This window comes from Neisseria montereyensis, assembly GCF_024834045.1.
Lineage (GTDB): Bacteria > Pseudomonadota > Gammaproteobacteria > Burkholderiales > Neisseriaceae > Neisseria > Neisseria montereyensis.
Window position 1 is genome coordinate 120,500 of sequence record NZ_JANUXW010000003.1, and the last position, 17,192, is coordinate 137,691.

13 protein-coding genes are annotated in these 17,192 nt (G+C 44.0%); 12 read left to right on the forward strand and 1 reads right to left on the reverse strand.

Annotated features, from left to right (window positions below):
- Positions 1–51: 51 nt before the first annotated feature.
- From NXS09_RS04825 to NXS09_RS04875, 11 genes are all read left to right on the forward strand, one after another.
- A complete protein-coding gene (locus tag NXS09_RS04825) occupies positions 52–762 on the forward strand; it encodes a uroporphyrinogen-III synthase (RefSeq protein WP_259291432.1) in 711 nt (236 codons plus the stop codon).
- 290 nt (positions 763–1,052) lie between these two features.
- Entirely contained in the window at positions 1,053–2,408 is a 1,356-nt protein-coding gene (locus tag NXS09_RS04830) for a uroporphyrinogen-III C-methyltransferase (RefSeq protein ID WP_259291640.1), read from the forward strand.
- Complete coding sequence (locus tag NXS09_RS04835) at positions 2,405–3,631, forward strand: heme biosynthesis HemY N-terminal domain-containing protein (RefSeq protein WP_259291433.1); 1,227 nt, start codon at positions 2,405–2,407, stop codon at positions 3,629–3,631. The genes NXS09_RS04830 and NXS09_RS04835 overlap by 4 nt, the downstream gene beginning before the upstream one ends.
- Before the next feature lie 92 nt (positions 3,632–3,723).
- Positions 3,724–4,791 (forward strand): uroporphyrinogen decarboxylase, encoded by a 1,068-nt coding sequence (hemE, locus tag NXS09_RS04840; protein ID WP_259291434.1) that lies wholly within the window; start codon positions 3,724–3,726, stop codon positions 4,789–4,791.
- A gap of 207 nt (positions 4,792–4,998) precedes the next feature.
- Entirely contained in the window at positions 4,999–6,003 is a 1,005-nt protein-coding gene (gene ilvE, locus NXS09_RS04845) for a branched-chain-amino-acid transaminase (protein ID WP_259291435.1), read from the forward strand.
- A gap of 295 nt (positions 6,004–6,298) precedes the next feature.
- Entirely contained in the window at positions 6,299–7,780 is a 1,482-nt protein-coding gene (gene cls, locus NXS09_RS04850) for a cardiolipin synthase (protein ID WP_434803007.1), read from the forward strand.
- Positions 7,781–8,252: 472 nt separating this feature from the next.
- Positions 8,253–10,532, forward strand: a complete 2,280-nt coding sequence (gene nrdA, locus NXS09_RS04855) for a class 1a ribonucleoside-diphosphate reductase subunit alpha (protein WP_259291436.1) — start codon at positions 8,253–8,255, stop codon at positions 10,530–10,532.
- A gap of 35 nt (positions 10,533–10,567) precedes the next feature.
- Positions 10,568–11,488: an Abi family protein gene (locus NXS09_RS04860; protein WP_259291437.1), complete on the forward strand. Its 921-nt coding sequence runs from the start codon at positions 10,568–10,570 to the stop codon at positions 11,486–11,488.
- 240 nt (positions 11,489–11,728) lie between these two features.
- Positions 11,729–12,862 carry a class Ia ribonucleoside-diphosphate reductase subunit beta gene (nrdB, locus tag NXS09_RS04865; protein ID WP_259291642.1) on the forward strand — a complete coding sequence of 378 codons (1,134 nt, stop codon included), beginning with the start codon at positions 11,729–11,731 and terminating at the stop codon, positions 12,860–12,862.
- A 192-nt stretch (positions 12,863–13,054) separates the two neighbouring features.
- Positions 13,055–13,366 (forward strand): class I ribonucleotide reductase maintenance protein YfaE, encoded by a 312-nt coding sequence (gene yfaE, locus NXS09_RS04870; RefSeq protein ID WP_259291438.1) that lies wholly within the window; start codon positions 13,055–13,057, stop codon positions 13,364–13,366.
- Positions 13,367–13,595: 229 nt separating this feature from the next.
- Entirely contained in the window at positions 13,596–14,900 is a 1,305-nt protein-coding gene (locus NXS09_RS04875; protein ID WP_259291439.1) for an alpha/beta hydrolase family protein, read from the forward strand.
- A 304-nt stretch (positions 14,901–15,204) separates the two neighbouring features.
- On the opposite strand, the gene NXS09_RS04880 is transcribed toward NXS09_RS04875, so the two are convergent.
- Positions 15,205–15,837: a 7-carboxy-7-deazaguanine synthase QueE gene (locus NXS09_RS04880; protein ID WP_259291440.1), complete on the reverse strand. Its 633-nt coding sequence runs from the start codon at positions 15,835–15,837 to the stop codon at positions 15,205–15,207.
- 293 nt (positions 15,838–16,130) lie between these two features.
- Between NXS09_RS04880 and NXS09_RS04885 the strand changes: the two genes are divergently transcribed.
- The gene (locus NXS09_RS04885; protein ID WP_259291441.1) at positions 16,131–17,132 is read left to right on the forward strand and encodes an ABC transporter substrate-binding protein; all 1,002 of its coding nucleotides are present in this window, start codon (positions 16,131–16,133) and stop codon (positions 17,130–17,132) included.
- Positions 17,133–17,192 lie beyond the last annotated feature (60 nt).

Sequence of the window (17,192 nt, forward strand, 5' to 3'; positions counted from 1 at the left end):
GTTTTATAGTAGAAACCGAACCATATTATAAAGAAAGGCCGTCTTAAACTTATGCCCGTTATCTTGATTATGCGTCCGCAAGCCCGTATTGCCGCCGATGCGGCCGAGTGTGAGGCGGCCGGCTGGCAGGCCGTTCCGTTTAGTTTGACGCGTATAGAACCGGAAGAGCAGGCGCTGCACCAATTAAATGAGCGTTTTCAAAAAGCAGACGCAGTTTTTTGGGTGAGTCCGAGTGCCATCGAAATCGCGGCACCTTATATTGAATTTGTTTCAGACGGCCCTGTTCAATTGACCGTCGGCGAGGCCAGCAAACAGGCGTTGGCGGCTTTTTATCGGGGTGAGGTTATTTGTCCGGCAGCAGGAAACGACAGTGAAGCTTTATTGGCTTTAGATATCTGGCAGAAGTTACCACCTGCTGCGAAAGTATTGATTATCTGCGGTCATGGCGGGCGTGATTTTTTAAAAAAGGGGTTGCTGAAACGCGGGTTTGAAGTAGAAACAGCCGAAGTGTATTTCAGACGGCCGATAAGCCCCGATTGGGCGTTGTTCAAAGCAGTCAAACCGCAGGCCGCCTATATTACATCGACAGAAGCCGTGCGTATTTTATTTGACTGCGTGCCCGAGGGAATAGCCGAATCGTTAAGAACCTTGCTATACTTCACCCATCACCCGCGTATTGCCGAGGTTTTGCGTAATGCAGGGGTACATAATATCAAGATGGTGCAACGGTTGGATAAAGAAGTGTTAATGCACTGTATGTAAAAGAAGAATCGAAAAATGAGACGGAGTGAAGCATGAGCGAAAACAAAGCGAATCCCCCCGAAGAAACACCAGATACATCTCAAAGCAGTCAGGATTCATCGAAACAGATGCTGGTTGTTTCTCAAGACGGAACGGTTAGGCCGTCTGAAACCACCGATAGCCAATCCGGTGAAAAAAACAGCTTGAAAAATAATAATGCTAACGCCGACAAGGGCAAAAACAGTTCGCCCGAAGAGAAAACAGGCTTTGCCGCCGCCGCCCCGAATAATCCGGAACCGACAGGAAATCTTATGCCCGAATCAAAAAATCCCCAATCTCTCGTTACCCCCGCCGCCCCCGTTGTGATCAAACAATCGTCCGGCAGGGCCATTTCGGTTGTTGCTTTGGTGATATCCCTCATCGCACTCGGTGCGGGCGGGTTTGTGTTTGTACAAGGTCAGAATCTGTTGAAATCGCAAGAGCTGGATTTCAATAATAAGATAGATAAAGCCGCATTGGGTGAGTCGCAAAATGCTTCGTTGCTGCAAGAAAACCTCACCAAACAGGCGCAAACGCAAGCCGCTTTAGACCAATTGGCCGCCGCACAAAAACAAAATGCCGAAGGCCTTGCTGCAGCCAATCGCGGGTATCAGGAATTATTAAAAGGCCGCGCCGACTGGTTGGTGGATGAAGTTGAAACCATGTTGAATCTGGCCGAGCAACAATTGATACTCACCGGAAACGTACCGGTTGCCATTAATGTGCTGGAAAATATCGAAACCCGCTTGAGCCGTTTCAACCAACCCGAACTGCTGCCGATCAAACAAGCGGTAAGTAATGATTTGGGTGCTTTGAAAAACCGTGAATATATTGATGTTTCCGGTGTGGCCTTGCGTTTGGACCGTTTGGAAACCACTTTGTCCGGCCTGCCGTTAATGGTAGACGGTACGTTGCAACCGGGCAATACCGCCGCCGCACCTGCCACCGCGCCGGCAGCCAATCTGCCTTGGTGGCAGGATGCATGGCAGAAAACGCTGGCAACATTAAAAGGCATGGTGGAAGTGCGTCGTTTGGAAAACAACGATGCCATGCTGATTGCCCCCGATCAAGTGTATTTTATGCGTGAAAACCTACGCCTGCGTCTGCTTGATGCCCGCACGGCTTTATTGAAAAACAATGGCGAAGTTTATCTCAACGATTTAAATATGATTGAAACGGCCGCCAAACAGTATTTCGATACCGAGTCGCCTGCCACACAATCTTGGCTGCAAGAATTGGCGGCATTGAAAGCATTGGATTTACAGGCTGTTTCCGATGATGTTTTGAAAAACAGCCTGAATGCCGTGCGCCATTATCAGGATAGCGTCCGCCCGAACCGTACCGTTGCTCTGCCCGAAGCTGCTTCCGAGCCGGTAACTTCGGCATCCGACTCGGCGGCATCTGCCCCATCTGCCGCTTCCGCAGCTTCCGCACCGGCGGCGCAAGCTTCCGCACCTAACGGCGCACCCGCTACCGCATCCGAACCGACACCCGTAGCACCGACTTCGCCTTCAACCTTGAGGCCGAAAACCGAAGAAGAATCGAATGCTGCCAAGCCGACAACCGTACCCCGTGAAAGCAAACCGGCTTCTTCTCCTGCTGCAACAGTGAAAGGGGAACGTGCATGAAAGCTTTGATTTGGATTATTATTTTATTCGCTGCCGCAGTCGGATTGGCGATGGCTGCCGGCACTTATAGCGGCAATGTGTATGTGGTTGCCGAACAAATGATGTTGCGCATCAACCTGCATGCTTTTGTTGTCGGTTTAATTGTATTGGTGGTGGTGCTGTATTTATTGGTACGTCTGATTGCCGGCATCTTGAATATTCCCGGCCGTATGCAACGTTTCGGTACCGCCCGCAAAGGCCGTAAAGCCACTCATGCTTTGAATAGTGCCGGTTTGGCTTTCTTTGAAGGCAAATTTCAAAAAGCCGAGCAGGAAGCGGCCAAAGTATTGGCCAATAAAGAAGCCGGTGATAACCGTACTTTGGCATTGATGTTGGGTGCGCATGCCGCCGATCAAATGGATGATATCGAACTGCGCGACCGTTATTTAAAAGATATCGAATCATTGCCGGCCAAGCAGCAGCTTTCCCGCCATTTATTGTTGGCAGAATCTGCACTTAGCCGACGCGATTATCCGGTTGCGGAAAACCATCTTAATGCCGCTGCGCAGATTAATGCCAGCCTTACCCGTTTGGTGCGCCTGCAATTGCGTTATGCTTTTGATAAAGGCAATGCCCTTGAGGTTTTGGATAAATCTAACAAATTGGTAAAAGCCGGTGCGATTAACGATTATGAAGCCCAACAATATCAAAACTGGGCTTATCGCCGCCTATTGGATTTGGCTTCCGATCAAAGCGGTTTGAAAACCTGCCTGAAAAAGATTCCCGATAACTTGAAAACAGGTGAATTGTGTGTGGCCATTGCCAAAAAATACGAGCGTTTGGGCTTGTATAGTCAGGCGGTCAAATGGGTGGCCAATTATTATCCGAAAACCCACCAAATCGAATTATTGCAACCTTTTGTTGAAAGTGTGCGCTTTCTGAGTGATCGGGAACAACGTAAAGCCATTGATATGGCAGACGGCTGGTTGAAAATAAATCCGGAAGATCCGCGCCTGTTGATGCACTTGGGGCAGTTGGCCTACGATAAACAGCTATGGGGCAAAGCCCAAGGCTATTTGGAAGCCAGCATTGCGTTACACCCCGAAATATCGGCACGCTTGGCATTGGCAAAAGTGTTTGACGAATCCGGCCAGCCGGATAAAGCCGAAGTGCAGCGTAAGCTGGTGTTGGAAAACGTGGTTGAAGATGATGAAGATTTAGTGCCCTTATTGGAAAACAAATAATCCCAACATCGGTAAACTTTAACCGGACAGGCCGTCTGAAACTGTTTCAGACGGCCTTATATTGATAAACGGACCGAAACCGAAAGCTTAAAATGAATTCACTACAAAATGATACTTTTTTGCGGGCATTATTAAAACAACCTGTCGAATACACACCCATCTGGATGATGCGGCAGGCAGGCCGTTATCTGCCCGAATATAAAGCAACCCGTGCCCAAGCCGGCAGCTTTTTGGAATTATGTAAAAACACGGATTTGGCCACCGAAGTGACCATACAGCCGCTGGATCGTTTTGATTTGGATGCGGCGATTTTATTTTCCGATATTCTGACTGTACCTGATGCGATGGGTTTGGGTTTGTATTTTTCGGAAGGCGAAGGCCCTAAATTCGAGCGTGCGCTACAACATGAGGCGGACATTGCCAAATTGGTCGTGCCCGATATGGCAGAATTGCAATATGTTTTCGATGCTGTTTCTTCTATTCGCCGCGCTTTAAACGGAAGGGTGCCGCTTATCGGCTTTTCAGGCAGCCCGTTTACCTTGGCCTGCTATATGGTGGAAGGCAGTAGCAGTAAAGAGTTTCGCACCATTAAGGGCATGATGTATTCACGCCCCGATTTGCTGCATAAGATTTTAGATACCAATGCGCAGGCGGTAACCGCTTATTTAAATGCCCAAATCGAAGCCGGTGCCCAAGCGGTACAGATTTTTGATACTTGGGGCGGCGTGTTGAGTGATGCGGCTTTTGAAGCATTCAGCCTACGCTATATGAAACAGATTACAGACGGCCTCAAGCGCGAACACGAGGGCCGCCGTGTGCCGGTTATCCTGTTTACCAAAGGCGGCGGTTTATGGCTGGAAAAAATGGCGCAAACCGGTGCGGATGCATTGGGTTTGGATTGGTCGTGCAATATTGGCGAAGCACGCCGTAGGGTGGGGGATAAAGTGGCCTTGCAAGGTAATTTTGATCCGTTTGCCTTATTCGGTACGCCGGAAAGTATACGCAGTGAGGCAGCGCGGATTTTAGCGGCTTATGGTGAGGGTAGCGGGCATGTGTTTAATTTGGGGCACGGCATTAATCAACATACCGATCCGGAACATGCCAAATTATTGGTAGATACCGTACACGAATTATCGCGCCAATATCATTCCGCCCAATAAAATACGTTTATTATGTTCTCTTTATGAAGAAATAATATATTTGGTTTTTTAAGATGAAGGCCGTCTGAAAAATATTCAGACGGCCTTTAGATTTTTAAACATCATATTATGATTCGGTTTATTTTGTTTGTTTGATAGAGAAATGCTTGCAAACTTTGCAGGCAGGGAGTATTTTGATATTTTTTTATTCATCTTGGGATTGTTATTATGGGAAGAGAAGCTCCAGCCGTTTTCGGCAGTGTTTTTCATAAAGATATGCCGGTATTGGTTTTTGAAAATGGCGCATGGCAGAATGTGCGTTGGCAGGATACCAAAGCAATTGAGTTAAGCCCCGGATCACATGCCTTGCATTATGGTAGCGAGTGTTTTGAGGGATTGAAAGCGTTCCGCCAGAAAGACGACAGCATTGTATTGTTCCGCCCTGATGCGAATATTGCCCGTATGCAGCAAAGTGCCCGTTTATTGAATTTGCCTGTTCCGGATGCCGAAGCTTTTCATCGTGCATTGGTTGAGCTGGTGGCGCGTGCGGCCGATGATATTCCCGATGCGCCCGGCTCTTTGTATGTACGCCCGACACTTGTCGGTACCGATCCGGTTATCGGCAAAGCAGGTGTGGGGTCTGATTCTGCCATACTGTATATTTTGGCTTCCCCCGTCGGCGATTATTTTAAAGCCGGTGCGCCGATGAAATTATTGGTGGAAACCGAACATATGCGTTGTGCGCCGCATATGGGCCGTGTGAAATGCGGTGGTAACTATGCTTCCGCCCTGCCTTGGACAGTTAAAGCGCGCAATGATTATGGTGCGCATCAGGTATTGTTCTGCCCGAACGGCGATGTTCAGGAAACCGGTGCTTCCAATTTCGCGCTGATTAACGGTAATGAGATTATTACCAAACCGTTAACCGATGAATTCTTACACGGTGTTACCCGTGATTCGATGTTGAAAATGGCTGCCGATATGGGTTATCAGATTAGTGAACGCAATTTCACGGTTGACGAATTGCGTGATGCGGTTGAAAACAACGGTGCCGAAGCGATTCTTACCGGTACGGCAGCTGTGATTTCTTCGGTAACGGCTTTTGTGATTGACGGGCAGGAAATTGAAGTAAAAAACCAAGAAAAAGGCCTTGCCTTGCGCAAAGCCATTACTGATATCCAATATGGTTTAACTGAAGACCGCTACGGTTGGTTGGTAAAAATTGATGCGTGATTACTGTTTTTGATATTGGGTTATTTGTATAGGCCGTCTGAAAGATTGTTTCAGACGGCCTTTGATTTTTGTAATATTTAATGTGTTTTAAAACGTGTGATTTGGTTGTGAAACCTGATAATTTTACTTTTTTTATTATACAAACGCTGATTTCAGGTACACTTACCGTTAAGCTTTAGAGTATTTCAGATGGCTTAATATCGTATTTTAAAAGTTTGTGTTTTGTTGATGTTGATGCTTTTAAAAATCGGCCGATTGTTTTCGATACTTTTCACCACCTATAAAAATGATGAATATGGATATTCCTTGGGCTCAGCTTTTGATTTACCTGCATACGGCCGTAGTATTGGCTTGTGCGGTGCGGGTATTGTACAAACAACGTAACACAGGGTCGGCTTTTGCCTGGCTGATTGTTTTGTTTGCGTTTCCACTATTGGGCGTGGTGGCTTATCTGATATTGGGCGAGCCGCGCTTAGGCAGTGCCCGCGCCAAACGCTCGGATGAAATGAACCGCTTTTATAGTGACTTTGCAGACCAATATCTGAGTGATATGGGCTGGGATGGTGCCGATAGAATTTCCACGCATTATCTCGGTATCGCCAAAGTGGCTACGGATTCCGTGGGCTTGGATGTCACCAAAAATAATCATATGAACCTGCTGGCTACAACCGATGAAATTGTGTCGGCCATGCTGGCGGATATTGAAGCCGCCCGAAAATCATGTTTGCTGGCGTTTTATATTATTGACCCGCAAGGCAGAATCAAAGAAGTTTTGAATGCCGTTATCCGTGCCGCCAAGCGGGGGGTGGATTGTATTATTTTGGCCGATGCGGTTGGCAGCCATGCTTTTTTTAAAAGCGAATGGGTTGATTTGTTGCGTACCGAAGGCGTGGAAGTACACATCGCGCTGCCGGTGGGCCCGCTGAGAACGCTATTTACCCGCAGTGATTTGAGAAATCACCGTAAGTTATTGCTTATTGATGAGAAAATAGGCTATACCGGCAGCTATAACTTGGTTGATCCCAAGTTTTTCAAACAAAATTCAGGGGTGGGGCAGTGGGTGGATGTGATGATGCGCTGTACCGGCCCGATGGTTTTGGAAATGGCGGCCGTATTCTATGCCGATGTGGCAGTTGAAAACGATGAAAATCTCACCGAAGTACAACAATATCTCAAACGTTATATTAAAGATATTCAAGAAATTGTGCCGGAGTCGTCGCAAACGCAAGATATTGTGGCGCAAGTGATTCCGTCTGCTCCCAGCCAGACCGAGCGTATTATTTACGAAACCATTATCAGCGCTATTCATGCGGCTACGCAAAAACTGGTGATTACCTCGCCTTATTTTGTGCCCGACGAACCTTTATTAATGGCCTTAACAACAGCGGCCAAGCGCGGGGTGGATGTGACGCTGATATTGCCGGCCAAAGTCGATTCGTTGATGGTACGCTATGCATCTCAGGCTTATTATCCGGTTTTATTGCGTGCGGGCGTAAAAATCGCCTTGTTTGAAGGCGGGTTGCTGCATGCCAAAACCATGACGGTGGATGACGGCTATACGCTGTTCGGCACGGTGAATATGGATATGCGCAGCTTTTTCTTAAACTTGGAAATCAGTTTGGCAATTTATGATCAGAAAATGACTGCCGAAGTGAGCGCATTACAACAACAATATCTTGCCCAATGCCGTTATGTCAGCATTAAAAAATGGCAGAAACGCTCGAAGTGGTGGGGGCTGGTGGAAAATACCGTACGCTTGATGAGCCCGTTGTTATAAGTAGCGATTTAAAATGTCGTTATGAATTTGGCTTAGAAAAAGCAAATAAATGGATTTATCGAAGGCCGTCTGAAGTTATTCAGACGGCCTTCGATACGAATGGGTAAGACTGTATCATATACATCTTTATTTAACATAAATTTACATTTTAAAAGGTCGGATAATTTTTGATAGCAGGCCGCGTGTGACACTGCATTGGCGACAGTTTATTTTATGTCGCTCTTTTTGACGATTAGCGGCTTTGCTATTTATGCAAAGTCTTGTTTTATGTCTGCAAACTTTTTCCCTGATAATTTAAAGCAACCAAAGATAAACGTATGGCTTCTTTGTTTGGGCGGTTACCGGATGAAAAAGATTACTTTTTAGCGGTTTTGTCAAGACTGGAAGCGCGATAAAAAATACAGTATATTGTGTTCCGTTGGTCGGGGTACTACCGTATCTTGTGTTTTATGAAATTTTTGGGAAGAAATAGATGAACGCTTCAAGCAACCTACAAGTCACCAAACGCGACGGCCGTTTGGAACCGATAAATCTTGATAAAATCCACCGGGTCATCACTTGGGCAGCGGAAGGTTTGGACAATGTTTCCGTTTCTCAAGTCGAATTAAAATCACACATTCAATTCTATAACGGCATCCGTACCGAAGATATTCATGAAACCATTATTAAAGCGGCCGCCGATTTAATTTCCCAAGATACACCCGACTACCAATATCTGGCCGCCCGTTTGGCTATTTTCCATTTGCGCAAAATTGCATATGGCGAATTTGAACCGCCGCACCTGTTTGACCATGTTTCCAAACTCACCGAATCAGGCAAATACGACAGCCATATTCTGTCTGATTACAACCGCGAAGAATTCGACGAATTAAACGATTATATCGACCACAATCGCGATATGACGTTTTCTTATGCCGCCGTTAAACAATTAGAAGGCAAATATCTGGTTCAAAACCGTGTTACCCATCAGATTTATGAAACCCCGCAGTTTCTATATATTTTGGTGGCCATGTGTCTGTTTGCCAAATATCCCAAAGAAACCCGTCTGAGCTATGTAAAACGCTTCTACGATGCCGTTTCCACTTTCAAAATTTCATTGCCCACCCCGATTATGAGCGGCGTGCGTACACCGACCCGCCAATTCTCAAGCTGCGTGCTGATTGAGTGTGATGATAGTTTGGATTCTATCAACGCCACTACCAGCGCCATTGTGAAATATGTTTCCCAACGTGCCGGTATCGGTATCAATGCCGGCCGTATCCGCGGGCTGGGTAGTGAAATCCGTGGCGGCGAAGCCCAACATACGGGCTGTATTCCCTTTTTCAAAATGTTTCAGGCGGCCGTTAAGTCTTGTTCGCAAGGCGGTGTACGCGGTGGTGCGGCCACACTGTTTTATCCGCTTTGGCATATCGAAGTAGAAAGCCTGTTGGTATTGAAAAACAACCGCGGCGTAGAAGAAAACCGTGTCCGCCATTTGGATTACGGCGTGCAAATCAACCGCCTGCTGTATACCCGTTTGATTAAAGGCGGCAATATTTCCTTATTCTCACCGCATGAAGTGCCCGGCCTATATGATGCGTTTTTTGCCGACCAAGACGAATTTGAGCGTTTGTATACCCAATACGAGCAAGACCCGAATATCCGCAAACGCAGCGTACCGGCAACAGAATTATTTTCCCTGCTGATGCAAGAGCGTGCCGGTACCGGGCGTATTTATATTCAGAATGTCGACCATTCCAATACGCATAGCCCGTTCGACCCCAAAGTCGCCCCTGTCCGCCAATCCAACCTATGCTTGGAAATCGCACTGCCGACCAAACCGTTAAACGATATTAACGATGAAAACGGCGAAATCGCGTTATGTACCTTATCGGCCTTTAACTTGGGTGCATTGGAAAGTTTGGACGAATTGGAAGGCTTGGCCGATTTGGCCGTCCGCGCACTGGATGCCTTATTGGATTATCAGGATTATCCGGTAAAAGCCGCCAAAATTGCCACGATGAACCGCCGCACACTCGGCATCGGGGTGATCAATTATGCCTACTATCTGGCTAAAAACGGCGTGAAATACAGCGATGATTCCGCGATTCCTTTAACCCATCGCACGTTTGAAGCCATTCAGTATTACTTATTGAAAGCATCGGTGGAACTAGCCAAAGAATTCGGTGCCTGCCGGTTATTTAACGAAACCACGTATTCACAAGGCAAACTGCCGATTGATACCTATAAAAAAGATTTGGATACGATTTGTAAAGAGCCGTTGCATCTGGATTGGGAAAGCCTGCGTGCCGATATTGTGAAATACGGCCTGCGCAATTCCACTTTAACCGCCCTGATGCCGTCTGAAACCAGCTCGCAGATTGCCAATGCGACCAACGGCATCGAACCCCCGCGCGGCCTGGTATCGGTTAAAGCATCTAAAGACGGTATTTTGAGACAGGTGGTACCCGAATTCGAACGCCTGAAAGATCAATACGAATTATTGTGGCAGATGCCTTCTAACGACGGCTATTTGAAATTGGTCGGCATTATGCAGAAATTTGTCGATCAGGCCATTTCCGCAAATACCAGCTACGACCCGCAACGTTTTGAGGGCGGCAAAGTACCGATGAAACAGCTTTTAAAAGATTTGCTCACCGCTTATAAATTTGGTTTGAAAACCCTGTATTACCACAATACCCGCGACGGTGCGGATGATACCCAAGCCGATTTCCAAGATGATAACTGCGCCGGTGGGGCTTGTAAGATTTGATGCCTAGCAAACCTACTTCAAAAGGAAAGTGGATTATGCCAAGTAATCAAACCAAAGCCCTTAAGAATTGGAAAACTTATGAGGAGCAGTTGGATATTTTAAAAAGTAGGGGCTTGCAGATTGGAGATGAGAAAAAAGCTTTAGGGTATTTAAGAACCATTGGATATTATCGTTTAAGTGGTTACCTTTATCCATTCCGCCAAATTGATCCGAAAAATTCTAAACGCAGATTAGATGATTTTATCGTTGATAGCCATTTCGAAGATGTTAAGAGCTTATATATGTTCGATAAGAAATTACGGCAATTAGCATTGGATGCTTTGGAAAGAATCGAAATTGCATTGAGGGTCAATATAGCATACACATTGGGGCAATATTCCCCGCTGGCTCATCGAGATCAACAGTATTTTAATTCCGGTTCCAATTGTTTGGCATGGGTTGAAAAATACAATAGATTAATTGAGCGCGAAAGCAAAAATAGCTTCGTTAAACATCATCTAGATCATTATGGAGATCTTCCCATTTGGGTTGCATGTGAAATATGGGATTTTGGTACGATGTCGATGCTTTACAAAGGAATGAAGATTGGCGATAAGAATAAGATTGCCAATATGTACCGACTACAAGATGGTAAACATCTTCAAACGCATTTGCATGCTTTTAACCTTATCCGTAATGTATCCGCGCATCACAGTCGTTTATGGAATAGGGATATTACGATTAAAGCCAGTTTGAAAGGTTTGCGTGATCCTGAATGGCAATCGTTACCTGTAAATCGAGTATTTGTCTATTTTTGTTTGATGAAGCGGATGCTTGATATTATCTGCCCGAATTCAAGTTGGGGGCATCGCTTTTTAGAGGTATTAGGGGAGTTTCCACAGGTTGAAAACCAAGCGGTAACGTTAGAGCAAATGGGAATGACCATTAAACCAAAAGAATGGTTGCTATGGCAATAAAAAAAAGAAAGCCCCCAACCTTGTTGTTCCAACCACATGGGTTGGCAAAGTTGGGGGAGTTGTTGGCATAGAATTATACTGAAGTATCAGACCAAGGCAAGCGGTTTTACATATGTAACCGTTTATGCCACATAAGTTGCACAATACAATTTAAGTTATGGCAATTTATTTTATATTTCAATTTAAAATATAACTAATTAATTTATTTAGAGAACTACCATGTCCTGCGAACACTTAGTCATGTCCTACAGCACATTCAGCAAAGCCAAAAACAATGCGCTGACCGAACCGATGTTTTTCGGTCAGCCGGTGAATGTGGCGCGTTATGATCAGCAAAAATATGAGATTTTTGAAAAGCTGATTGAAAAACAATTGTCGTTTTTCTGGCGGCCGGAAGAGGTTGATGTTTCACGCGACCGTGTCGACTACCAAAACCTGCCCGACCATGAAAAACATATTTTCATCAGTAATCTGAAATACCAAACTTTGCTGGATTCGATTCAAGGGCGTAGCCCGAATGTGGCATTGTTGCCGTTGGTGTCGATTCCCGAATTGGAAACTTGGATTGAAACGTGGTCTTTTTCCGAAACCATCCATTCGCGCAGTTATACCCATATTATCCGCAATATTGTGAATAATCCTTCGATAGTGTTTGATGACATTGTCGAAAATGAACATATTGCCGCGCGGACGGAAGATATTGCCTGCTATTACGATGATTTAATCGAATATACCCAATACTATAATTTATTGGGCGAGGGTAAACATCAGGTTGGCAATAAAACCGTGGTGGTCGACAAACGCGAGTTGAAAAAGAAACTTTATTTGTGCCTGATGTGCGTGAATGTATTGGAAGCGATTCGTTTCTATGTTTCTTTTGCCTGTTCGTTTGCTTTTGCCGAACGCGAATTAATGGAAGGCAATGCCAAAATTATCAAACTGATTGCCCGCGACGAAGCCTTGCATCTAACAGGTACCCAACACATGTTGAATCTCATGCGCAGCGGTGCGGATGATCCGGAAATGGCGGAAATCGCTGCCGAATTGGAGCAGGAATGTTTCGATTTGTTTAAAAAAGCGGCCATGCAGGAAAAAGAATGGGCGGCTTATCTGTTTAAAGACGGTTCGATGATCGGACTGAATAAAGAGATTCTCGGCCAATATGTCGAATATATCACCAATCTGCGCATGATTGCCGTTGGTTTGCAGCCTGCTTTCGATGGCGCCAGCCAAAATCCGATTCCGTGGATTAATGCTTGGTTGTCATCCGATAATGTTCAGGTGGCACCGCAGGAAGTGGAAATCAGTTCTTATCTTATCGGCCAAATTGATGCGGAAGTCAGCGCCGATGATTTGGGTGATTTTGAATTGTAAACATGCGGGATTGAGTGTATAAAACAGGCCGTCTGAAATTATGAATACCCGTTTCAGACGGCCTATTTATTTCTGATTTTTTAACCATAATGATTTTGGCTGAATAGGCCGTCTGAAAGTTATTGGGCTAATAATTAGCAAAAGCAAAATAGTTGAAAGATTTGCCGTGTAAAGCGGTATGGGAAACCGGTTATGCCTTTGATTACAACCCGTCATAAAACTTTTGAACTCCAAGAGGGCGAAACGCTTTTGGAGGGGTTGGAGCGTACCGGGCATGAGGTGGAATACCAATGCCGCAGCGGTTATTGCGGCTCATGCAGGGTGAAACTGTTATCGGGCAAGGTTTCGTATCAAGAATTTCCTTTGGCGTTTATCGGCCCGAATGAAATTCTGCCGTGTTGCTGTACGGTTATCGAACCCATTGAAATCGATAGTGCTATGCGTATGACAGAGCCTGATTTGTTTGATGTGGATTTATTTGATGAACCGATAGAGAACGGATAAATCCACGCTATTCCGATTAATCCATTCTTAATTCAAAATTTATTCAATGCCTGCCTATTTATGTGTTTGTACACTTAATTGCCAATTATTGTCTTTTTCTCAATACATTATGCTTATTGCCATCCCAAAGTATTAATGAATGTTGAGTATATTTTTTATATGAAGGAAAATAATCTTTTTTTAAATATTAAAAAAATCAATCAAAATGTAAATCAAGAAGGAAAATTTTATGGCTGAAAAGAAAAAAGGGATTAATAGCAAAAGAAAAATAATTTTACTGGGGATTTCAGTAATTTTATTGATAGCTATCTCTATAGTATATAGTTTAATAGGATACAAGTTCTTTATGAGAGGAGCGTTTATTGCAGAAACAAATAAAAATATTGCAGAGCGTGGGCATCTAATAAGTGAAACTCATGTTACAACATTGACAAAAGATCAAGTTAATGACTTTTTACCCGAACAGAATAAATTAGAAGGCAATATATCAGATGTTCCTAAATATGATATTGATCTATATAAGATAGTTTATACTTCCGATTACAATGGCAAGGTTGTAAATCTTTCAGGCATGATTATGATTCCAAAGCGTGCAGACAAAATTACACAACTACAATATCACCATGGTTCACTTTATCCATATCCTGCGGAGTCTGGTTGGGGAAGTGAAGATGCTCCCTCTCTTTATGATGGAAAGGCTCCTCATGCACCTAAGTCAAATTATGAAACAAGAATGTACGGAAATATGTTGGCATCTAATGGTTATCTAGTTAGTATGCCTGATTATGCTGGCTATGGAATAGCCTCAAATTTAGAACATCCATATAGCGTAAATCCTGAATTAGCTAAAGAATCTGTAGACATGATCTTGGCAACTCGTGAATTTGCAAAGAAACATAGCATAGATTTAAATGAAAAAGTAGGCTTATACGGATGGTCAGAAGGTGGTGCTGTTTCTACGGCAACACAAAAACTTATCGAAAGTAAATATAACGACAAAATAAAAGTACTGGCCAATGCGGAAATGTCTGGCCCACTCCGGGTGGCTGATACTTTCAAATACGCATTAATATTTATGCCTTTACTTAGCGAAGAAATGAATACTGAAAGTCTGGATTATTTAGCTTGGGTTTATTATGCATACAATAAGTTTAGCAATCATCCTGTAGCAAATGAATTGATTTTCGATATTCCTGTAAAAAATGATTTAGACGTACTTAATAAACGAAAGACAAATATCACAAAAGAAGTGTTTAAGAACTTAGATAAAGAAACCTATCAGCATATGCTAAATCAAGCTTTAAAAAGTGATTTAGTAGTAGGTTGGAAACCTAAGGCTCCTATTTTTGTACATCATGGTGATAATGATGAATTAGTACCATATGATAATAATGCAGAAGTTGCTGTAAATACTTACAATAAGAATGGTGGCAAAGCCACTTTAGTAAAATATCCAGGTCATACACATATATCACTAGGTGCACTTTATATTAAAAATATAATAGATGAATTTAATAGCTTAGAAAGTAAATAAAGTATTTAAACCAACATAGATTAGTCTATGTTGGTTTTTTTCTAGACAATGGCTCAGATTCTGGTGTTTCAAGGTATGAGTAGACAAAAACCATGATTTTAATGTAATCAAAGGAAACCCATAAACACGGCGACGTTTCTAATATTTGTTGGTATGGCAGGCTTTAGTGTATTTTTCAAATGGCCTAAAATATATCGCTTAGACTAAGCCAGATAATCGGCATCACACTAAGAGTAGGTAAGATTACATTTGTTTAAACGGATAAATCCAAGCTATTCCGATTAATTCGTTCTTAATTCAAAATTTATTCAATGCCTGCCCATTTATGTGTTTGTACGCTTAATTGCCAATGCACCGGCGCATGAGGGCGGCTGTTTAAAATACCTATTTGGCGGATGGTGTCATGAATGTTCATGACACCATTTTCTTCGCAGGGTGAAAGATAATAATGCTTGGCGGTAATTTTATTTTCCATTTGTTCGCAAAATGCCAAGATATCGCCATCGACGACAATACGCACTTCATCGGCTTTTTCAATACATTGTTTCTGATATTTGTCGGCATAGCGAGCTTTGGGGCTGGTGGCGACAAAATCAATTTGCAACGGGGCAGGGTTTAAGCCGTTGGTTTCCATGCAGAGTTTATAGCCTTCGGCTTTCAGTGCATTCAGTAGGGTATGAAGATGGGGCTGTATGGTTGGTTCGCCGCCGGTAATAATAATATTGCGGGCGGTATATTGTTTCAGACGGCCTAAGATATCGTTCAGGCTCATCATGGTAAAGGTCAGATAATCGGTATCGCACCAAGGGCAGGCAAGGTTGCATTTGCCCAAGCGGATAAAAATCGCGGGCATGCCGGTGTTATAGCCTTCGCCTTGCAGGCTTTCAAAAATTTCAACAATGCGGTATTGGGGATTTTGGGGGAAGATTTCGGTCATGGTGTGTGGTGTGAAATAATAATAGGACAGCCGTATTTGGCGGCGAATAGGGTGGTGGTTAAGATAACCACTTTTTTTGTAATATTATAATTGATTTAAATTTTAATTATAAAAATAAATTTAAATAAGATTTTAAAAACCAGTTTTGATGCGAAAACTAGAATTTTATACTGATATTGATAGGGCGTAACAACACAATCTTCTAGCCGGAACAATGATTTTTTAAACAAATTAAAATAATATTGCACAATTGCTGTATTTTAACATGCTTATTTTTTAAGAAGGAACGATTCATGAAACACCCCAACACTGCCAAATATGTTTTAGGAACCATTGCTGCTCTGCTTCTCGCCGCTTGTTCGCCGTCGGAAACCCAATCGGAAAACACTGCTGCGGCAGAAGGTAGCAAACGGGTGGCGATTACTGCGATTGTCGAGCATCCGGCTTTGGATTCGGTGCGTGAAGGGGTGATTGAAGAATTAAAAGAGAAAGGTTTTGAAGAAGGTAAAAACCTGACGGTTGACTTTCAAAGTGCGCAAGGCAGTACTGCTAATGCGGCTCAGATTGCCAAAAAGTTTGCCGGCGATAATCCCGATGTGATTGTGGCCATTGCTACGCCGAGTGCCCAATCTGTTGTGGCGACCACTAAAACCATTCCGGTGGTTTATGCGGCGGTAACCGATCCGGTAGAGGCTAAATTGGTGCCGAATATGGATGCATCGAATACCAATGTGACCGGCGTTTCCGATGAATTGCCGCTTGCGCCGCAAATTGAACTCATGAAAAAAATTGTGCCGACGGTGAAAAACGTGGGTTATGTTTACAGCCCCGGCGAAGTGAATTCGACTATTGTATTGGAGCAGCTGAAATCGCAACTGGAGCCGCAAGGCATTAATCTGGTGGCTGCGCCTGCACAACGTTCCTCCGATGTGTTAACAGCCGCCCGCAGCTTAAACGGTAAAGTAGATTTGATTTATACTTCATTGGATAACAATGTTGTATCTTCATATGAATCCATGGCGAAAGCCGCCAGTGAAATGAAAATTCCTCTGATTGCATCTGATACCGATTCGGTAAAACGCGGTGCCGTCGCCGCTTTGGGGGTGAATTATCACGATTTGGGTAAGAAAACAGGCGAGCTGGCCGTGCAAATTTTAAACGGTACGAAAGCCGGTGAAATTCCGTCTGCCCGTATGGAAAATTTGGATTTGTTGCTCAGTAAGAAAAATGCTGCCGCACAAGGCATCGTGCTTCCAGACGCATTGGTGGCGGAAGCCAAAGAAGTTTTTGAATAAACAAACTTTTCTGAATAAACAGCATTGGCCGGCCTTCGGGTTGGCTGATTGCTTTTCAAC